Here is a 20113-nt window from a genome sequence, read left to right on the forward strand (position 1 = left end):
CCTTGATCAGATGTTGTCCGCTTTCCTGTCTTCTGCCTTTTTAATAAAGACAGAACCTGTCTTTGTTTCTGCAAAGAGGTGAAGCTTATCTTCCGAATCCGTTTTGCGGTTGAATTTGATTTGCTTCTGGACGACATCATTTTTCTCTTCGACGACATCGATTCCTTCGAGCTCAATCTTGAAACTTCCAAGATTGGATTTTGCTTCGCCGGAGATGTTGATGGATCCCGGTACATAAAGATCGACATTTCCAGTCACGGTTTTGGCGTGGACGGTATCTGCTTTTGCACCAGTTATGGCGCAGATGATGTTGCCGTTCAGGGACTGGGCATCAGTATAGTGGATATCCCCTTCGACCTGAACCTTGCCGTTGATCGATTCCGCTTCGACCTTTTCCGCTTTCGCGTTGAGGATCGTAATGGCCCCGTTCGACGTTTCGACTTCTGCTTTTTTACTTGTCAGATGGTCAATATTGATTTTTCCATTTGCCGATTTGGCGCGGAAATCCTCTGCCTCGATATGTTCAGCTTTTAGTCCGCCGTTGAACAGTCTCACGGATACTTTTTCATACTGATGCTTCGGTATATAAAGCTTCGAGTCTACTTTCATCCATTTCGTCTGGGTGGCAAAGTAGAGCGTATCCCTGTCGACGGCAAATGAGGTATTCTCCATGAACTGCCTGCGCGCTTCTTCGCGGTCTTCGGTGCGGTACACCTTCGCCTGGCACTCGACGCGCACTTCTTCCCCGTCCCATGGGATCAGTTCCACTTTTCCGTTCGCGACATCCACATCAACTTTCTTGAATGATATGTCCGGCTGCTGGAAGACGTGGGACACTTCGACCGACTGATTCCACTGGAAATCGAAGTCGAAGTTTTTGATTTTAGAGAAGGCGGTGTTCATGAAATCGAGGATTTTGTCCTTTGTTTTATCCGTTTTGTAGCCGCTGCCGTCACTCTTTTTATCATCAAAGATGGATACGAACTCATCCAGGAAGTCCTTTTCTTTTTCCTGTGCCGGTTCTGTCTTTTTGTCGAGCGCTTCTAACAGGGTCAATGCTTCCTGTGCCGTGAGTGTCCCTTTTTCCACCATATCGAGAATCCGTTTGCGTTCTTCATTCATGTTTCTTCATCCCCTTATCATTGAGTTATTACAAGAGCACTTTGATTCCTTTGTACACATTCCAAATGACGATGACGATATTGACGATGATGAACAGGCCGATCATCAATAAGAAAAAGACCGGAATTCCGGAGCCTGTGGCAAAAATGCCTATGTCTAAAAACAATCCTGCAAATAACAGGGGTATCGCGATGATCGGTATGATATGAGAAATCAAGGCCGACTTGGCATCTCTTTTCACATGCGGGTTGTCTGTTACGAAATAGACGATGATCGGAAATATAAATCCTGCAAAAAATATACTGAAATAGCAAAGCGCTGATAAAATCTTGTTGGTCTCCACTTTCATCATCTCCTTTACTATTATCTACGATACGTTTTCAAAAAGGTTTCATTCTTGTGGAATTCCTCTTATGATCATTTTCTCATGGGACATTCTTTTTACGGCTCCATCTTAGGTCTGAGATTAGGTGGGTATCTGGAGGTATTTTTGAGGGATTTTATATATGCAACTTTGAATTCCGCTATTGACTTCCGTGGAAGACTCCACTTTCCATCAGAAAAGCGGAAGGGCTTTGAAGAGAGGCAGGTGACATAAGACGAATCGGTCACGAAGGCGTACTTTGCCTTCTTGACCGGTTTGGCTTATGACATGTGCCTCTAAGCCCTGCAACTGGACAATTATCATCAGTAAGGAAATGAGGAGTCTGCGTCCTGTACTCCAATCAACCGCTTGAACAAGTTAAAATAGATACACTAAAAAAACCGAACTAATTTGACTCCCTGATTCCAAATTAGTTCGGTTTTTGCTTAAGAAAGATATCTATTGCTCTCTTTTGTGGTGAGAAACATTTATTCGCTCTTGTCTTCTTCCATGTCCTTTTCTTTCAAATGATCCTCGACTTCTTTCATTGATTTGAAGTTTGAAACATCCGATACTTCAAGTCCGTCGGTTTCGACTGCGACAAATCCGTCTGAGGATTGGAGAACTTGTGCTTTGATTTCTTCATTCCCGGACAAGTTGTATTTTTTGAGGACGGTGGTTTTGCCTTTCTCTTCCATCGCTGTCAATTCAGCAGAATAGGCATCAAGATCCATCCCCTTCTGAATCCGCTCCTGCAGCTTCTCACTGCCGAGCAGATCGGCCGCCGGCTCGTCCATTTCCTGGGATTCCTGCTGATCATTCATCTCTGCAGTGTCGCTTGAGGCATTTTCTTCCGGTTCGGCATCTTCTGAACCGCATGCCCCCAGTATCGAGAGTGCGAAAATAAGATTTCCTGCTATCATTAGTTTTTTCATACTATTCTCCTTTCTTTGGTTGCTGCGATACGTTCTCTCATTTATTCATTATCCTTTGAGTGGTTTTGCTAAACATTGGAATATTCTCCATAAGGCACCGGACATTCCATAACACAAAAAGACAGCCCGGATTTGGCTGTCTTTTTATGTTTATTTACTTGAACCGAACTCTTTCCAAATCTCCTCTAAAAGCACTTGATTCGTCAACAGTTCATACCCCGTCAGCGCCAATGCCTTTGCCCCGATCACAAGTGCACGGTCCCCCTCGGTGGATTTGGCCGCTTCCCTGAATTCGTTCGTATGGACGACGAGGGATTCGGGGCCGATTTTGATGTAGGGGTGGATGGTCGGGACCACCCGGCTGACGTTGCCGGCATCGGAGGAGCCGAGGCCTTTTCGTTCCGTATCGTCAAAGTATTCGCCGAGTGACTCGATGGACTGTTGGAATACTTGATCGAAACGGCGGTTGAGCTGGAAGTGGTCGACTTCGTTCTGGATTTTGATTATATTCAGTTCCGTTCCGGTGGCAAGTGCCGATCCCTCAGCGATCGCTTTCACTTTCTTCGTGACTTCATTGCACGCTTCCCTGGTTGCAGCGCGGATATAGAAGCGGGCCTTCGCATAGTCCGGGACGATGTTGGGTGCATCGCCGCCGTGGGTGATGATGCCGTGGATCCGCACATCATCCGTCACGTGCTGACGGAGGGCGTTGATGCCGTTGAACAGCTGAATCACACTGTCAAGTGCATTGATGCCGTCTTCGGGGGAGGCTGCCGCATGGGCAGACCTTCCTTTGAATTCGAAATCAAGTGGATCGACTGCGAGCGTTTTGCCTGTAGGTGTCGTCCGGTTGAACGGATGGACCATCATGCACGCATCCACTCCTTCGAACAGGCCTGCTTTTACAAAACTGCCCTTCGCACTTCCATTCGGGCCGCCTTCCTCTGCAGGAGTCCCGAACACCACCACTTCCCCTCCTGTTTCATCGAGTACGGACGACAGGGCGATGGCCGCTCCGCAGCTTGCCGTCCCGATGATATTGTGGCCGCAGGCGTGACCCAGGCCGGGCAGGGCATCGTATTCAGCCAGGTAGCCGATGACCGGTCCTTCTTTACCTGAATGTTTGCGTGCCACAAAGGAAGTCTCATGACCCGCCACTCCCCTTTCGATGGAGAACCCGTGGGCTGCAAGGAGGGTGGTCAAGGTCTCTGAAGCGAAGAATTCTTCGTTTCCGATTTCAGGTTGGTCATGGATCTGGTGGCTGGTCGACACGAGTTTCACAGCCAATTGATCCACTGCCGAGACGATGTTGTTTTTACGATCGGTAACTGCTGCTGGTTGACTCATCTCTTCTCCCTCCTAGTGTAATTCACTGACCGGCACGAATGTCGGGATCAGGGAATCTTTATATGTTTTCTTGATATGTTCCGCTACGTCATCTTCCTGATACAGCTCGACGATTTTTTTATAGGTCTTATTGTCTTTATCTTTTTCCTGGGCAGCGATGATATTGATATAAGGCTTGGATTCCGCCCCTTCGATGTAGATGCTGTCATCAACAGGTACGAGGCCCGCTTCGACAGCCACACCATTATTGATGATCGATGCCGCTACATCCGGCAGCACCCTTGGAGTCTGCGCTGCGACGACAGGTGTGAACTCAAGATTCTTCGGATTTTCTTTGATTGCATCAAGACCTTGTGACTGATCAAATCCTTCTTTCAGTTGGATCAAACCTGCTTCCTGTAAAAGAAGGAGTGCGCGCCCCATGTTGGTTGCTTCCTGAGGCAGGGCAACCTTGCTTCCATTCGGCAGATCATCCACCGATTTATATTTCTCTGAGTAAATTCCCATCGGCGCAATGATCGTCGAGCCGATCGGCACAAGGTCCAGGTTATGTTCTTCTACGAAAGAATCAAAATACGAAATCGTCTGGAAAGCATTGAGGTCGATATCCCCATCGGCCAGCGCCTGGTTCGGTCTCACGTAATCGGCGAACTCCACAATCTCGATTTCAATGCCTTCCTTCGCTGCTTTCTCTTTCATATACTCCCAGATCGGCACGCCCGATCCATTCACTCCGACTTTAACGGTTTCTTTTTCCCCTGAACCGGATGCACTGTCTCCCGAGCAGCCGCTCAAAATAAGGGTGAATAATAAAATAGCTATACTTGCCAGACTAATTGATTTTTTCATATTTTTCTCTCCTATCGTCTCCTGATGATTTTTGATAATGTGTTTCCTGCTGTCTGCAGTCCCTGCACCATCACCACTAAAATAATGACGGTTACGATCATGACGGACGTTTCAAATCGCTGATATCCGTACGCAATGGCAAGATCCCCGAGGCCTCCGCCTCCAACTGCCCCGGCCATGGCCGAAGCCCCGACAAGCCCGATGGTGGCGATCGTGATATTCAGCACCAGCGTACTCAATGCTTCCGGGATGAGGATCCCGAAGATGATCTGCCACGGCCCGGCCCCCATGGACTCAGCCGCTTCGATGACCCCCGGTTCCACTTCAAGGAGTGAGCTCTCTACCAATCTCGCAATATAAGGAGCGGCAAATACGACAAGCGGTACCACTGCTGCCGCCGTCCCGATCGATGTCCCCACTACCAATCTTGTAAAGGGGATGATGGCCACCATCAAGATGATGAACGGGATTGAACGGAATACGTTGATGATGCTGCTCAATACTGAAAAGACGGCTTTATTTTCAAGTAAGTGTCCCTTCCTCGTTACCACGACGATGATGCCGAGCGGAAGCCCGATCAACGTTGCAAACAGGAGGGAGAATGACACCATCGCCACTGTATCCCATGTCGCTTCTATGATTCTCGGCCAGAATAATTCCCAATTAACTTGCACGCTTCTCCACCTCGCTTACAAATACTCTGTTCTTCCAATAATCCAAAATTTCTTCCGTTTCTTTCTTGCTGCCGATGATCTGTACGATGAGATTTCCGAACGGCTTGCCCTGGAGTTCTGTGATCTGGCCGAATAATACATTGATGTGGGCATTGAATTTCTTTGCCGTTTCGGACAGGATCGGCGTGCCTGTCGAATCTCCTTTGAAAATGAGGCGGCAGACGCGCCCTTCTTTGCTGTCATTCAATTTATCGAGAACCGATGCCGGCAGCTGATCATTCATGACGCTCTTCACGAAGTTTTTCGTTGTCGAGGTCTGCGGGTTGGAAAAGATTTCGAAGACACTGCCCTCTTCAACGATTTTCCCGTTTTCCATGACGGCCACTTTGTCGCAGATTTCCCGGATGACCCCCATTTCGTGGGTGATCATCACAATCGTAATGCCATATTCCGCGTTGATTCTCTTTAATAAGTTCAGGATCGATTCCGTCGTCTGTGGATCAAGTGCGGATGTTGCTTCGTCACAAAGCAGGATCGAAGGGGATGTCGCAAGGGCCCTTGCGATACCCACCCTTTGCTTCTGCCCTCCGGACAATTCATCCGGATAATGCTTCGCTTTATCTTCAAGGCCGACAAACGCGAGCAATTCCTTTACCCTCTCGCTGATTTTTTCTTTCGGCCATTTTGCCAGTTTCAGAGGATAGGCGATATTTCCTGCCACCGTCCGGGATTGAAATAGATTGAAGTGCTGAAAAATCATCCCGATGCGGTGACGCTCTTTCCTCAGATCAACTGCTGACTGATCTTTCAGGCTGCGCCCCTCTATGAAAATATCACCCGATGATGGTTTCTCTAAAAAATTGAGACAGCGGACAAGCGTGCTTTTTCCCGCTCCGCTGAACCCGATCACGCCGTATATTTCTCCCTTCTTCACTTCAAAGGACACATCCTTCAATGCGGTGAACGGACCGTCTTTCGTCTCGAATACTTTCGTAACATTCTGAACTCTGATCATACAGGACTTGCTCCTTTCACTGTGTATTCTTCTTGATGCCGGTATTTGAAGGACATGGATGAAAAATAAAAAGTGCCCCCCTTCATAAGAAGAGAGGCACAAATATGTATATGTCCCGCTCTTCTCATCTCTCAAGTCATATGACTTGATGGAATTGGCACGGTATTCATAAGAACCCGTTGCCGAGGTTTCGCAGGGCCAGTCCCTCCACCTCTCTGGATAAGAAGATATCACTTTATTAAGTTAAAGTTATGATGCGTTTAAGCATTAGGGTAATGGTAAAGGATTCTAATTGGTTTGTCAATCCTGTTTTTGAAGAATTTTGATTTTAATCACCGCAGTTGATTTCCGTGTAAACTTTGACCGTTCCTTTGCTCTCCAGGCATTTGCTTTCCGCGGGGAGGAAGGCGAGCCTCCTCGGCTTTGCCTGCGGGAAGAATTGCTCAGGCGGCTCGTTCAGAGGCGACAAGCATAAGGCGAACAAGCCGGAAAGGCGCTCTTTGCCTTTTTGGCTTGTTTGACTTATGACCTCGAGCCTCTAGCCGCCGGAGCTGGACAGGTCTCGACATTTCCTCTAAATCCCGTCGGAGTCAAATGCCTTCCGCTCCAATCCACTCAGTGTACTAATTCAAGAGAAAATCCTTCATAACCAACAGCAAAAAAAGAGAGCAGGATTTCTCCTAACTCTCTTTCATCAATCGTTAACTCGTCACTTCTTCCTTCTCGCGGATTTTCTTTTTCATCCGTTCGCGGTCACGTTCAAGGATTGGCTTCAAGTACTTACCGGTATAGGATCCTTTGGCTTCCGCGACTTTTTCCGGGGTTCCGCTGGCGATGATGGTTCCGCCTTTGTCGCCGCCTTCAGGTCCGAGGTCGACGATGTAGTCGGCCGCTTTGATGACGTCGAGGTTGTGCTCGATGACGAGTACGGTATCGCCGTTATCGACCAGGCGCTGAAGGACGGTGAGCAGACGTGAAATGTCATCGACATGGAGACCCGTTGTCGGTTCGTCCAGGATGTAAAGCGAACGGCCGGTTGAACGGCGGTGCAGCTCGGATGCCAGTTTTACACGCTGCGCTTCTCCTCCTGAAAGGGTCGTCGCAGGCTGGCCGAGTGTGATATAGCCTAACCCGACATCAAAGATCGTTTGAAGCTTCCGTTTGATTTTCGGGATGTTTTCGAAGAACTTCACCGCATCTTCCACTGTCATTTGAAGAACATCCGCAATATTCTTATCCTTGTATTTCACTTCAAGCGTTTCACGGTTGTATCGTTTACCATGACATACTTCACATGGGACATATACGTCCGGCAGGAAGTGCATTTCGATTTTGATGATTCCGTCACCGCGGCAGGCTTCGCATCTTCCGCCTTTTACGTTGAAGCTGAAGCGTCCTTTTTTATACCCGCGCACCTTTGCTTCATTGGTGGTTGCAAAAACATCACGGATATCATCGAATACGCCTGTGTAGGTTGCCGGATTCGATCTAGGGGTACGTCCGATCGGTGACTGATCGATATCGATGACTTTTTCGAGATGGTCGATCCCTTTCACTTCTTTGTGCTCACCAGGTTTGGTTTTGGCATTATGAAGCTTTTGCGCCAGGGATTTGTGAAGGATCTCATTGATCAGAGTACTCTTTCCTGAACCGGAAACCCCTGTGACCGCCGTAAAGACACCGAGCGGAAACTTTGCTTTCACGTTGTTCAAGTTGTTTTCCTTGGCGCCGACAATTTCAAGATATCTTCCATCCGGCTTACGCCTTTCCTGAGGAAGCGGAATGAATCTCTTTCCGGATAAATACTGTCCTGTTAAGGATTTTTTGTCATCCATGACTTCTTGGGGTGTTCCGGCTGAAATGACATTTCCACCGTGTACACCTGCTCCGGGACCGATATCGATCAGATAATCGGCTGCAAGCATCGTATCCTCATCATGCTCTACAACGATCAAGGTATTTCCGATATCACGCATATTCTTGAGTGTATCGATCAATCGGTCATTGTCCCGCTGATGAAGTCCGATGGATGGCTCATCCAGGATATACAGGACTCCCGTCAGGCGCGATCCGATCTGGGTCGCGAGACGGATCCGCTGTGCTTCCCCTCCGGAAAGGGTTCCTGCTGCACGGCTTAATGTCAGATAATCAAGACCTACATTCACAAGGAAGCCGAGTCGCTCACGGATTTCCCTAAGGATCAGCCTTGCGATTTTCATGTCTTTTTCGGAAAGTTCAAGCTGTGCAAAGAAGTTGTCCGCTTCCTCGATCGAGAATGCAGTGACTTCCCCGATATGGAGAGCGTCCACCTTCACCGCCAGGCTTTCTTCCTTCAGGCGGTGCCCGTTACAAGTCGGGCAGTCCTGCTGCGCCATGTATTTCTCCATCTGCTCCCGGATATAGTCCGAGCTTGTTTCACGGTAGCGCCGCTCGATATTTTTCATGACTCCTTCAAAGCGGAGATAATTCTCGCGCACCTGGCCGAAGTCGTTTTCATAGCGGAAGTAGATTTCATCCCTGCCCGACCCCTTCAGAATTTTATCCATTTTATCTTTCGGGATATCCTTGACCGGCACATCCATCGGGATGCTGTAGTGATCGCAGACTGCCTTCAAAAGGGATGGATAGTATTGTGAACTGCTCGGCTCCCACGGGGCGATCGCGTGCTCGTTCAATGTGCGGTCCCAGTTCGGGATGACGAGGTCCTTGTCCACTTCAAGCTTCGTTCCAAGGCCGTCACAGCTGGGGCATGCCCCGAATGGACTGTTGAAAGAGAACATTCTCGGCTCAAGCTCAGTGATCGAGAATCCGCAATAAGGGCATGCATGATGTTCACTGAACAGGAGTTCTTCCTCGCCGATCACATCGATGACGACCTGTCCTTCCGCAAGGCGCAGGGCCGTTTCCAATGAATCTGATAATCGTGCTGCAACGCCGTCTTTCACGACGATACGGTCAATGATGACTTCGATGGTATGCTTTTTATTCTTTTCAAGTTTGATTTCTTCCCCAAGGTCCTGAACCTCTCCGTTTACACGGACACGGACGAACCCTTGCTTCTTGATGTCTTCAAGCGTCTTGACGTGGGTCCCTTTCCGCCCGGACACCACAGGTGCGAGAACCTGAAGCTTCGTGCGTTCGGGATACTCAAGGATCCGGTCGACCATCTGCTCGATCGTCTGGGAGGAGATTTCGATGCCGTGATTCGGACAGATTGGTTTCCCGACACGGGCAAACAGCAGTCGGAGATAGTCATAGATTTCAGTGACCGTTCCAACCGTTGACCTCGGGTTTTTGCTTGTCGTTTTCTGGTCGATCGAAATCGCCGGGGATAATCCTTCGATGGAATCGACATCCGGCTTATCCATCTGTCCCAGGAATTGACGTGCATAAGCAGACAGTGACTCGACATAACGTCTCTGCCCTTCTGCGTAAATGGTGTCAAATGCAAGGGAGGACTTCCCGGATCCGGATAAACCGGTCAGGACGACCAGCTTATCCCTTGGGATTTTGATATCTATATTTTTTAAATTATGAGCTCTTGCTCCTTGTACGATAATTTGGTCTTTGGCCATTCCTGTTTCATCCTTCCGCCTTAAGCTCAAGAATGGTGTCGCGAAGCTGGGCTGCACGTTCAAAGTCGAGCGCCTTGGCTGCTTCTTTCATTTCCACTTCCAAGCTAGCAATAAGTTTTTGTCTCTCCGGTTTGGACATATTTGATACTTTTGTCTCTTTCCCCTCATAAACCCCTGCTTCTTCAGCAGCATGGGTCGCACGGATGACATCCCTGATTTCTTTTTGGATCGTCGTCGGCGTGATGCCATGCTTTTCGTTGTATTCAATCTGGATTTCACGGCGGCGTTTCGTTTCATCGATCGCCTTCTGCATCGAATCCGTCATCTTATCGGCGTACATAATGACTTTACCGTTCGAGTTACGCGCGGCGCGTCCGATCGTCTGGATGAGTGAACGTTCAGAGCGAAGGAATCCTTCCTTATCTGCGTCAAGGATCGATACCAGCGAAACTTCAGGGATATCGAGTCCTTCACGAAGCAGGTTGATCCCGACGAGAACATCGAATTTCCCGAGGCGCAGGTCGCGGATGATTTCGATCCGCTCGAGCGTCTTGATTTCCGAGTGCAGGTATTGCACTTTGATGCCGATTTCTTTTAAATAAGCGGAAAGATCCTCTGACATTTTCTTTGTCAGCGTCGTCACGAGGACGCGCTCATTTTTCTCGATCCGCTCATTGATTTCACCGAGAAGGTCATCGATCTGTCCTTCGATCGGGCGAACTTCGATGACGGGGTCAAGCAGACCTGTCGGACGGATGATCTGCTCGATCATTTCAGGGCTGTGTTCAAGTTCATAAGGGCCCGGCGTTGCGGAAACATAGAGAAGCTGCTGGACCTTTTCTTCGAATTCCTCGAATCTGAGCGGTCTGTTATCCATCGCTGAAGGCAGACGGAAGCCGTGGTCGACAAGCACTTTTTTCCGTGCCTGATCCCCGTTGAACATCCCCCTGATCTGAGGCAGAGTCACGTGTGACTCATCCACGACGATCATGAAATCATCCGGAAAATAATCAAGGAGCGTATATGGTGTGGAACCCGGCGGCCTCAATGTAAGGTGACGGGAATAGTTTTCGATTCCTGAACAGAAGCCCATTTCCCTCATCATTTCAAGGTCATAGCGGGTCCGCTGTTCGAGACGCTGGGCTTCGAGAAGCTTGCCGTCTTCTTTCATGACCGCCAGCTGTTCTTCCAGTTCTTTTTCGATATTTTTGATCGCCACCTGCATCTTTTCTTCACGTGTTACGAAGTGGGATGCCGGGAAGATGGCGACGTGATCACGGTCTCCCATAATTTCGCCTGTCAGGGCATCGACTTCGCGGATGCGGTCGATCTCATCTCCGAAAAACTCCACGCGCATGCAGTGTTCATCACGAGATGCGGGGAAGATTTCCACAACATCTCCGCGTACTCGGAATGTCCCGCGCTGAAAATCGATGTCGTTTCGTTCGTATTGGATATCCACAAGCTTGCGGAGAAGCTGATTCCGCTCGATTTCCATCCCTGTACGGAGGGATAAGACAAGCTCGCGGTATTCTTCCGGGTTACCCAACCCGTATATGCAGGAGACGGAAGCGATGATGATGACGTCCCTCCGCTCGAATAAAGAGGATGTAGCCGAGTGGCGGAGCTTATCGATTTCATCATTGATGCTTGCGTCTTTTTCTATAAATGTATCGGTCTGGGGAACATACGCCTCAGGTTGATAATAATCGTAATAGCTGACGAAATACTCGACAGCATTATCAGGGAAAAAATCCTTGAATTCACTGTATAGCTGACCGGCAAGTGTTTTATTGTGGGCAATAATCAATGTCGGTTTCTCCACTTTTTGAATCACGTTGGAAACGGTAAAGGTCTTACCGGTACCTGTCGCCCCGAGGAGCGTCTGATGACGTTTCCCTTCATTAACTCCCTGAACCAATCTGTCAATCGCCTTCGGCTGATCGCCCTCCGGCTTGTATTTGGACTTTAACTGAAATTGTTCCTTCACCGTGAAACCTCCTGTACAAAAGAATCCGTACCTTGTTATTTACCTATTTATTCACATAATAAACACAGTCCATTCATCTATACACATTCTACCACATATCGTACAGAAATAACCAACAAAAAGCGAACAAAAGTTCGTTTATGTAGTCAGGAGGTTCTTTATACGGTGAGAAGCGGTGTGGAGGGATTGGGGATAAACTTTGGGGTATTGATTTGTCTATTTTTCATGTCTATGACAGGATTTCAGGACATCGCGAGTGGATGAATGTCAATTACTACGGGGCTAGTCCAGATTAATTAGGAGGGGGATCATTCAGAGGCGAAAAGCATAAGATGAATGGCCTTGAATCCGGAATCTTCGAATTTCGGGTTGAAATCTTTTAATTTTACCCCTTTATCTTTCAATACTGACCATTAATCTTCGAATTCCGCCAAATAATCTTTTAATTTCCGGGATTATTCCACCAAATGGAAATAAAATCCAAAAAACTCTTTCCCTCCCGGCATTCCCCCAAATACAGCACTGGCAGTTTTAATTGGAGGGGTATGATGTAAGATGTGCTTGAAAAATACACACATCCTGTTAATAACTATGTGCATAACTCCTTAATCATTGTGGAAAACAACAATTTTTATCCACATATTAGTCAAAAACCTGTGAATAATGTGTATGAATCCGGATTCATAGTGTGAATAACTTTAAAACTAACATAGTTATTCACAACCCTCTAACAGTTATCCACAATCCCCACAAAAAGAAAAACCCGGGCACTGGTTTGTCTACAGTGCTCAGGTTTTTTGTTTCGCTTTGTTCATCATTCGATTGCTGTACCAGAATCCGACGGTGAGGGATGCTGCGTCGACGACGATCAGTCCCCAGGAGTCGGTATATCCTTTTGATACGGATGCAGCGATCAGGGCTACGGTAAGTATGAGTCCAACGTAATGATTGTAGGTGACTCTGGTGAACAGAATCACGAGCAATCCCGGCAAAAAGATACCCAGTATGATTTTAGACACGGTCCACTCTCCTCAAATGACGGGAATAACCATATTTTAACGAATAACGTCTATATATGAAAGGTTTTTCTCGCTATTCGTCCGCTGACTGGATCAGCCGCTCCGTCCGTTCTTTCAATTCACTGTGGGGGATGAATTTTTCTGAGAGCATGTCGGGGAGAATGTAGTCGAGAAAATATTGGACGCACTCGAGCTCCCTGAATTTCATGATGGTCGACAGGGCTCCCTCGTAAATCTCCATGAATAACGGGTCTGGATTCCCTTTCTGAATTTCTCCGAATGATTCATAAAGAAGGTCGATTTTATCGGCGACCGACAGGATCTGGCCTTCGAGTGATGCATCCTTTCCTTCCTTAAACCGTTCCCTGTATACATCCTGAAACCGCGGCGGGATTTCGGTGTCGATGAATTTCTTGACCATCTGATCTTCTACCTGGCTGAACAGTTCGCGGAGTTCTGCCGATGCATATTTCACAGGCGTTTTGATGTCGCCTGTGAATAACTCGGCATAGTCATGGTTCAGCGATTTTTCGTAAAGGGCCTTCCAGTCGACCTCTTGTCCATTCTGTTCCTCCACGGTCCCGAGGAATTGTGAGATCTTGGTCACCTTGAAGGAGTGGCTGGCCACGTTATGTTCGTGATATTTGAACCTCCCCGGACAGCGCACGAGCGTCTCGAGGTCGGACAGGCTTTTAAAATAGTGATGAATTCCCATAGTATTCTCCTCTCTCTTGTATCGTTCCGGGTTGTATCCTTACCCTTCTTTTATTTAAAAGAAACCAGCCCTTCCACTTCCCCGGCCAGGATGGCATTGAGTGCATCGTGATGCAGGGTCGGGATTTGGTGGGATGCCCCCGGTATGATGTAGACTTTCTTAGGATGACAGTCTTTATAGCACTCCAGCTGATCATTGACCCAGTCCGATTTCTCCCCGTATATCAGCATAATCGGCACCTTGCAGCGGTTCATTTTTTCGATGCCGTCATAGCACAGTGACTGCTTGTAAAAATGGTACCAGACTTCCGGATTCGCCTTGTTCATGTGAAGGACGAGTTCTTTGCGTTCCGACTTATCTTTCGTATGGGCCTTTGAAATGATTTTAGCGAGCCTTACCGGATAATGACGGACCATCTTCATCCCGATCAGATGCATCATTTTCAGCTTATTGTGGACAACCTTCGGGTAAGCCCCGATCAGAATCATGGCGCTTACTCTTTCATTATATGCTGCGGCGAATTCTTGTGCGATCACGCCTCCGGCTGAATATCCGAGAAGTACACATGTGGATAACTGTAAATGATCAAGAAGGAAAAGAAGTTCATCCACAAAGGAATCAAGACTTACGAACGGCTTCATAGTCGGAGAATCTCCGTGTCCCGATAAGTCCGGGATGATCAGCCTGAAATGACTGGCAAGGGAGTGCTGTTTTGAAAACACGGCCCTCCCCATTCCGGGTGGGTGAATGAATAGCAGCGGCGTCCCTTTTCCGAGATCGTCGAAATATAGACTGGAGCCTTGATAAGGTATGCTTGGCATATATAAAAACCTCCCTTATTCCGAGTAGTGTCTCTTACACATTCTTCTCGGGATAAGGGAGTTCTAGTCATGCTATTTAGATGAGGCGCACCGATACGACGCCATCGATGGCTTTCAGTTTTGTTTTGACATCGTTCTGCTCTTCTTCGTTCAGCTTTTGGTCAAGGTCGATCATCGTGTAGGCCCAAGTGTTTTTACTGCGGTTGATCATGTCGGCGATGTTGACGGCATAGCCGGATAAGGTCGTCGTGATGCCTCCGACCATGTTCGGGATGTTTTTATGCATGACGGTCACCCGCATTTTGCCGCTGTATGGAAGGTCCACATCCGGCAGGTTGACGGCATGCCTGATGTTCCCTGTCTCCAGATATGCTTTCAGCTGCTGCGCTGCCATCACCGCGCAGTTTTCTTCGGATTCGACGGTGGAAGCACCGAGATGCGGAACAGGGATGACATTTTTCAATCCCAGGACCGCTTCATTCGGAAAATCGGTGACGTATTTTTTGACGGTACCTGCGTTCAATGCCTCACCGAGCGCATGCTCATCCACCAGTTCCCCGCGTGAGAAATTAAGGAGGGTGATGCCTTTTTTCATGCGCAGGAAGCTGTCATTGTTCACGAAGTGCTTCGTTTTATCCGTAAGCGGGATATGGAATGTGACAAAGTCGCACTGCGCCCAGACGTCTTCGATGTTATGAGCGCGTTTTACATCCTGAGAGAGTCTCCATGCGGCATCGACCGAAATGAACGGATCATAGGCGACGACATCCATTCCGAGTGCGAGGGCGTCATTCGCGACAAGGACACCGATGGCGCCGAGACCGACGACACCTAGCTTTTTCCCTTTGATTTCACTGCCGACGAATTCCTTTTTCTTTGCCTCGACGACCGAGGCTGCATCTTCTTCACCATGAAGAGTCTGCGCCCAGCCCACAGCTGAATAGAGATTGCGGGCAGAAGCGATCAGATTGGCAAGCACAAGTTCCTTCACGGCATTTGCATTCGCCCCCGGCGTGTTGAACACGACGATCCCCTTCTCGGTACAGTCATCGACCGGGATATTGTTCACACCCGCACCGGCACGCGCAATCGCTTTTAATGACGGAGGGAATGAAATATCATGGAGATTCTTAGAACGGACGAGCAGTCCGTCGGGATCTCCCTCCCCATTCAGGAGATAGTTGAGATCGTCCTCTATTAATGAAAGTCCGCTTTTGGCTATCGCATTGTACGTATTGATTGTCAGCATCATGATCCTCCTTCACTCAATTCGCGTTCAAAGTTATTCATGAAATCGACGAGCTCCTTCACACCCTGAAGCGGCATCGCGTTGTAAATGCTTGCGCGCATGCCCCCGACAGAACGGTGACCTTTCAGGAACTCAAAGCCTGCTTCCTTTGCTTCTTTTAAAAATCTTGCGTTCACTTCATCGCTGTCAGCTGTAAATGGGATGTTCATCAACGATCTGTTTTCAGGTAAAACCGGGTTAGAGAAAAGGCCGGAATGATCGATCGCCGAGTACAGAAGCTCCGCTTTTTCACGGTTGCGTGCTTCCATCCCCTCTAAACCGCCGTTCTCTTTCACCCATTGAAGCACGAGCTTCAATACATAAATGGCAAAAGTCGGCGGGGTGTTGAACAGCGAGCCGTGCTTTACATATGTTTCGTAATCCAGGAGTGCCGGGCAATGTTCAGGCGCATGGCCGACAAGGTCCTTGCGGATGATCGCGACAGTGACTCCCGACGGTCCGAGATTTTTCTGTGCCCCTGCATAGATGAGGCCGAATTTTGAGACGTCCAGTTCCTCTGACAGAATATGCGAGGACATGTCGGCGATCAGCGGGATCTCCCCAGTGTCGGGATACCCGTTGAAGCGCGTTCCTTCTATTGTATTATTCGAAGTGATATGTACATACCGGGCGTCTTTTGAAAAATCATCACGGGAGAACTGCGGGATGCTGTGTTGACTATCTGGCAGATGCGTGCGCACCTCACCGACTTTTTCCGCTTCCTTCACTGCTTTTTTCGACCAGCTGCCGGTGACGATATAGTCGGCGGTCTGGCCCGGGCAGAGCAGATTCAGGGGAATCATCGAAAATTGAAGGGAAGCCCCGCCCTGCATGAACAGCACGTGAAAATCGTCCGGGATGCGGAGCAGTCCCCTGAGGAGCGCTTCAGCCCCGTCAATGATTTCCTGGAACGCACCAGAACGGTGACTGAGCTCCATTACGGACATCCCAGTCCCTTCGTAATCAAGCATTTCCTCCTGCACTTTCTCAAGCACTGGCTTCGGCAGCACCGCAGGACCCGCCGAGAAATTATAAACAGTTTTCATCTATGACACCACCCTCTCAGAAAGTTCCGAATTTTTTCAAATTATAGTGAAATCAAGCCGCTGCGTCAATCCCACTCACCCTACATGTAAACGCTTAATCACCCCCTTTTTTGTCCTTTTTCCTATTCATTGTATCGTTCTAAGTGTTTTTGAAAATAGAGTGACGGCCAACGAGCGAGGGACTTTTTAATTACGAATATACCGGGACTAGCTTCACCGTAATCGTCTTATTTGCCCCTAGCAATACGACTGATGATGCAGGTTTTCGATTGAGATTTAATATGATACCAAACCTAAAAGCCGCAATACCATTAAGATATGAGGTAAGAGGCTGGGGCCATCGTGTCTTGTTAAACCCGCTTATTTGTATTTAAAGAATCAATTAAGTGCGGGTTTGTATATTTTTTTCATCTATTTATTTCAGCTTGTCCAAGCGGTTGATTGGAGTGGAAGACGAAGACTCCTGCGGGAAGAGCGTGTTAGGTGAGACCCCGCAGGCGAAGCTGAGGAGGCTCACCAACCGCCTGCGGAAAGCGAAGTCTTCCACGGAAATCAATAGCGGTATTTAGAGAACAACACTAAAATACACGTCCATTAGATAGAGGTTTTTTTGTTGTTCCGGTATGTTATTTCATCTTATTCTGTCTGTATTTCGATTGCCTCCTCAATGGGTCTATCAAGACATTGAAGGAATAAAGTGGAAATGATATAGTATAATAGGTAAATAGTTTGAAAATTTTGTAATATAATTGTAATCAAAAGCATCATTATTCAGGGAGGGATATTTATGAAAAAACAGCTCCTCCGGCTGCCCCTTCAATTCATCCTGACATGTCTGGGTCTATTCCTTTTCAGCGGGGCCGGGTCGCTGCTCATGTACGATCATGAACTTGTGATACATATCGCTAAATATATTCATACACTGCAACTGATTGGAAAGGACCTGCTCGATCCGGGGTCCATTTTTGTACAAGTTGAAGCGGACGGGAAGGAATATCCGATCTTCCCGATGATGCTGAAACTGTTAGGCTACTCATTCCTGCTGCTGGTGACGGCTTTTTTCATTGCGGCTGTGAGTGCTGCCCTATTAAGCTATCTGGCCATGCTGCTCCCCCGCAGGGCCCACCGGTTTTTTCTGAGGATCCTCGAGCTGCTGGATTCGCTGCCGGATGTGCTCGTAGTTGTGTTCCTGCAGTTGTTCATCATCTTTCTGTTTAAGAAGACGGGCATTCTTTTCTTCGATATCTATGCCCTCGGGGAAGAGAGGATCTATATGCTGCCGATCTTCTGTTTAGCAGTGATGCCGGTTGCGTTTCTCGTTAAAAATTTCTTGTTCCAGCTTCGGGAAGAAGGAGATAAACCGTACGTGGAATTTTCTTTTTCCAAAGGGTTCTCGAAGGCTTACACACTGTGGGTCCATTTGTTCAGGAACGTGTGGGTCAGCTTCTATTATCATATCAAGCCGATTTTCCTGCTGATGCTCTCGAATCTGTTGATCATTGAGATCCTGTTCAACATCAATGGTTTCATGGTGGCGATGCTGTCGACAGCCGTCAGCAAGCCGAGTGCATTTTTCATCGGCATGCTGATGGTGTATATCCCTTTCTTCCTATTATTCAGCCTGGGGCAGCTTTTATTGACAAAATATACGGGCATCCATGAGGAGGCGGAAGTATGAGTGTATTCAAACATATTCGATTTTGGATTCCGATCTTGATCCTGCTCGCCATGATCATCGGGAGTTACCTCGTCCCTGTTCTGAATCCTGACTTTCTCGAATCAGGGCCGGCTTATATGAAAGATGAGGAAACTGGCAGGGTGATTGCGGCACCTGTTTACTCCATTTCCGAAATGCCGCCGCTCGGGAGTGACAAGCTTGGAAGGAATCTATTCATCATCCTGGTCGCAGGTGCTAAATACACGCTGTTATCGGCAATCGTCATCGCCTTATTAAGGATGACGGGCGGATTCATCACGGGTGTGCTGTATGCCTTTCTTCCCCGCTGGATCCGGACAGGGGCCAAAGGGCTATTGGACACATTTAATTTCATCCCGCTTGCCATCGTTGTCTATATACTGCTGTATCCGCTGCAGCTTGCATTCGCCGGAGGGTCGCTTCCCTCCTTCAGGTTCCTGATGATCGAGGTAATCGTCATCGCCCTGATTGTCATCCCGTCACTTGGGATGTATGTTGGTCAGGGGATGCATGATTTCCTGAAGCAGGATTTCATATCGGCTTCGAGGACGATGGGAGCCGGGCGTTTTCATCTGATCCGGAAGCATTTGTGGCCTTACTTCAGCCGACAGTCGATCGTGCTGTTCTCGGAACAGCTTGCTCAGACTCTCCTCCTCCTTGTGCAGCTAGGGATCCTGCATATTACATTGGGAGGATTGATCACGGAAAACTTCGGGGTCATGGAGTTCATCCCGCAGTATTTCTCGGTGACCAATGAATGGGCCGCCACAATGAGCATCAACATCCAGCAAGTCTTCAACAAGCCGATGCTCCTGCTCGCACCGCTGCTGTTTTTTGCGGTATCAATTTACTGCGTGAATCAAATCAGTTCCGTTCTGAGGCAGGTGCTGATCGAAGGGCAAGCGGTCAAAGCCGGGTCTGTTGAAAAAGGCGGCCGCGGGCAAGCTGCCCTTTCTAAGCAGAGTGTCGAGGATTTTCAATTCACTGCAGGGAGGGATCATCGTGAAACCGTATAGACTTCTGACTGTTTTATCGCTGTCCCTCCTCTTTCTTTTGTCAGGCTGCCGGGTCGTCCTGGTCGATGAAACCCTGAAACAGGCAGAAGCCGAACCCGAACCAAAAGGAAAAGAGCCGATTTCGCTGCAATCAAAAGTCCAGTTCAGCAAGGATAAACTGGTTTTCCGCGGAGAGACGGATCTGCCCCAGGGGGCGGTCATCGAAGCGAGCTTGACGGAATATCCTGACACGGTCACCTTACTGCAGGTCATGAATGCGGAAGCGGAGCCGGTCGCTGAAACGAAGGTCTCCGAAACAGGAGAAACCGGGGAAGACGGGACCTTTTTGATTGTCATGAAACGAAGCGATCCCCAGAAGAGATATCAGGTATCCATCCAATTCAGGCCGGAGCTGCAGCCGACGGCGGTGAAGGATCAGTACGGGGAAAAAGGTGAAAACATAGGCGGGGGCGAAGGTGTTTTCAACTATGAACTTGATCAATCGGAAATGACCGGGATCGCTTTATTCGCCCCCCTTCCGAACCTTAATGACGGAGGATTTTATCAAGGGAAATGGGACCTGAATGAGAGCCAGGAAAAAGCGAGGCCCTCCATGTGATCCCATACAGAAAAGACCTGCGCTATTCGTAAGCACAGGTCTT

The 20113-nt window shown here is 48.4% G+C and carries 17 protein-coding genes and 1 riboswitch; of the genes, 3 read left to right on the forward strand and 14 right to left on the reverse strand.

Going from position 1 to position 20113, the window contains the following annotated elements:
* Positions 1-6: 6 nt before the first annotated feature.
* The 14 genes from ACKA06_RS05225 to serC form a co-directional block, all read right to left on the reverse strand.
* Positions 7-1122 carry a DUF4097 family beta strand repeat-containing protein gene (locus ACKA06_RS05225; protein ID WP_411159133.1) on the reverse strand — a complete coding sequence of 372 codons (1116 nt, stop codon included), beginning with the start codon at positions 1120-1122 and terminating at the stop codon, positions 7-9.
* Positions 1123-1150: 28 nt separating this feature from the next.
* Positions 1151-1471 (reverse strand): DUF4870 domain-containing protein, encoded by a 321-nt coding sequence (locus tag ACKA06_RS05230; protein WP_321203175.1) that lies wholly within the window; start codon positions 1469-1471, stop codon positions 1151-1153.
* Positions 1472-1974: 503 nt separating this feature from the next.
* Positions 1975-2421 (reverse strand): hypothetical protein, encoded by a 447-nt coding sequence (locus tag ACKA06_RS05235; RefSeq protein ID WP_032086659.1) that lies wholly within the window; start codon positions 2419-2421, stop codon positions 1975-1977.
* A 150-nt stretch (positions 2422-2571) separates the two neighbouring features.
* Positions 2572-3768, reverse strand: a complete 1197-nt coding sequence (locus ACKA06_RS05240; protein WP_411159134.1) for a M20 family metallopeptidase — start codon at positions 3766-3768, stop codon at positions 2572-2574.
* Between the two features lie 12 nt (positions 3769-3780).
* Positions 3781-4617 (reverse strand): MetQ/NlpA family ABC transporter substrate-binding protein, encoded by an 837-nt coding sequence (locus ACKA06_RS05245; protein ID WP_411159135.1) that lies wholly within the window; start codon positions 4615-4617, stop codon positions 3781-3783.
* A gap of 11 nt (positions 4618-4628) precedes the next feature.
* Positions 4629-5291 (reverse strand): methionine ABC transporter permease, encoded by a 663-nt coding sequence (locus ACKA06_RS05250; protein ID WP_058299607.1) that lies wholly within the window; start codon positions 5289-5291, stop codon positions 4629-4631.
* Entirely contained in the window at positions 5281-6306 is a 1026-nt protein-coding gene (locus ACKA06_RS05255; protein ID WP_214872076.1) for a methionine ABC transporter ATP-binding protein, read from the reverse strand. Before ACKA06_RS05255 ends, ACKA06_RS05250 begins: the two co-directional genes overlap by 11 nt.
* A gap of 121 nt (positions 6307-6427) precedes the next feature.
* Positions 6428-6532: riboswitch (SAM riboswitch) on the reverse strand.
* 475 nt (positions 6533-7007) lie between these two features.
* The gene (uvrA, locus tag ACKA06_RS05260) at positions 7008-9881 is read right to left on the reverse strand and encodes an excinuclease ABC subunit UvrA (protein WP_411159136.1); all 2874 of its coding nucleotides are present in this window, start codon (positions 9879-9881) and stop codon (positions 7008-7010) included.
* A gap of 7 nt (positions 9882-9888) precedes the next feature.
* Positions 9889-11871: an excinuclease ABC subunit UvrB gene (gene uvrB, locus ACKA06_RS05265; protein ID WP_032086666.1), complete on the reverse strand. Its 1983-nt coding sequence runs from the start codon at positions 11869-11871 to the stop codon at positions 9889-9891.
* Positions 11872-12659: 788 nt separating this feature from the next.
* Positions 12660-12890, reverse strand: a complete 231-nt coding sequence (locus ACKA06_RS05270) for a CsbA family protein (RefSeq protein ID WP_411159137.1) — start codon at positions 12888-12890, stop codon at positions 12660-12662.
* 73 nt (positions 12891-12963) lie between these two features.
* On the reverse strand, positions 12964-13605 hold the full coding sequence (locus ACKA06_RS05275; protein WP_411159138.1) for an HD domain-containing protein: 642 nt from the start codon (positions 13603-13605) through the stop codon (positions 12964-12966).
* A 50-nt stretch (positions 13606-13655) separates the two neighbouring features.
* Positions 13656-14426 (reverse strand): alpha/beta fold hydrolase, encoded by a 771-nt coding sequence (locus ACKA06_RS05280; RefSeq protein WP_411159139.1) that lies wholly within the window; start codon positions 14424-14426, stop codon positions 13656-13658.
* Between the two features lie 76 nt (positions 14427-14502).
* Entirely contained in the window at positions 14503-15675 is a 1173-nt protein-coding gene (locus ACKA06_RS05285) for a phosphoglycerate dehydrogenase (RefSeq protein WP_411159140.1), read from the reverse strand.
* On the reverse strand, positions 15675-16760 hold the full coding sequence (serC, locus tag ACKA06_RS05290) for a 3-phosphoserine/phosphohydroxythreonine transaminase (RefSeq protein ID WP_411159141.1): 1086 nt from the start codon (positions 16758-16760) through the stop codon (positions 15675-15677). Before serC ends, ACKA06_RS05285 begins: the two co-directional genes overlap by 1 nt.
* 787 nt (positions 16761-17547) lie before the next feature.
* Here serC and ACKA06_RS05295 point away from each other — a divergent pair.
* Genes ACKA06_RS05295 through ACKA06_RS05305 form a run of 3 tightly spaced genes read left to right on the forward strand, consistent with a single transcriptional unit; the run spans position 17548 to position 20070 of the window.
* Positions 17548-18438, forward strand: a complete 891-nt coding sequence (locus tag ACKA06_RS05295) for an ABC transporter permease subunit (protein WP_032086673.1) — start codon at positions 17548-17550, stop codon at positions 18436-18438.
* Positions 18435-19472, forward strand: coding sequence for an ABC transporter permease subunit (locus ACKA06_RS05300; protein ID WP_411159142.1), 1038 nt, complete (start codon positions 18435-18437; stop codon positions 19470-19472). The genes ACKA06_RS05295 and ACKA06_RS05300 overlap by 4 nt, the downstream gene beginning before the upstream one ends.
* Positions 19459-20070, forward strand: a complete 612-nt coding sequence (locus ACKA06_RS05305; RefSeq protein WP_411159143.1) for a hypothetical protein — start codon at positions 19459-19461, stop codon at positions 20068-20070. Before ACKA06_RS05300 ends, ACKA06_RS05305 begins: the two co-directional genes overlap by 14 nt.
* The last annotated feature ends 43 nt before the right edge of the window (positions 20071-20113 follow it).

Source organism: Rossellomorea oryzaecorticis (genome assembly GCF_045897515.1).
Taxonomy (GTDB): Bacteria; Bacillota; Bacilli; order Bacillales; family Bacillaceae_B; genus Rossellomorea; species Rossellomorea enclensis.

Bases quoted from the DNA above. Each gene is read 5' to 3' on its own strand.
- uvrA (WP_411159136.1), bottom strand. From the start codon at position 9,881: ATGGCCAAAGACCAAATTATCGTACAAGGAGCAAGAGCTCATAATTTA.
- ACKA06_RS05225 (WP_411159133.1), bottom strand. From the start codon at position 1,122: ATGAATGAAGAACGCAAACGGATTCTCGATATGGTGGAAAAAGGGACA.
- ACKA06_RS05245 (WP_411159135.1), bottom strand. From the start codon at position 4,617: ATGAAAAAATCAATTAGTCTGGCAAGTATAGCTATTTTATTATTCACC.
- ACKA06_RS05295 (WP_032086673.1), top strand. From the start codon at position 17,548: ATGAAAAAACAGCTCCTCCGGCTGCCCCTTCAATTCATCCTGACATGT.
- serC (WP_411159141.1), bottom strand. From the start codon at position 16,760: ATGAAAACTGTTTATAATTTCTCGGCGGGTCCTGCGGTGCTGCCGAAG.
- ACKA06_RS05255 (WP_214872076.1), bottom strand. From the start codon at position 6,306: ATGATCAGAGTTCAGAATGTTACGAAAGTATTCGAGACGAAAGACGGT.
- ACKA06_RS05275 (WP_411159138.1), bottom strand. From the start codon at position 13,605: ATGGGAATTCATCACTATTTTAAAAGCCTGTCCGACCTCGAGACGCTC.
- ACKA06_RS05280 (WP_411159139.1), bottom strand. From the start codon at position 14,426: ATGCCAAGCATACCTTATCAAGGCTCCAGTCTATATTTCGACGATCTC.
- ACKA06_RS05285 (WP_411159140.1), bottom strand. From the start codon at position 15,675: ATGCTGACAATCAATACGTACAATGCGATAGCCAAAAGCGGACTTTCA.
- ACKA06_RS05235 (WP_032086659.1), bottom strand. From the start codon at position 2,421: ATGAAAAAACTAATGATAGCAGGAAATCTTATTTTCGCACTCTCGATA.
- ACKA06_RS05230 (WP_321203175.1), bottom strand. From the start codon at position 1,471: ATGAAAGTGGAGACCAACAAGATTTTATCAGCGCTTTGCTATTTCAGT.
- ACKA06_RS05240 (WP_411159134.1), bottom strand. From the start codon at position 3,768: ATGAGTCAACCAGCAGCAGTTACCGATCGTAAAAACAACATCGTCTCG.
- ACKA06_RS05300 (WP_411159142.1), top strand. From the start codon at position 18,435: ATGAGTGTATTCAAACATATTCGATTTTGGATTCCGATCTTGATCCTG.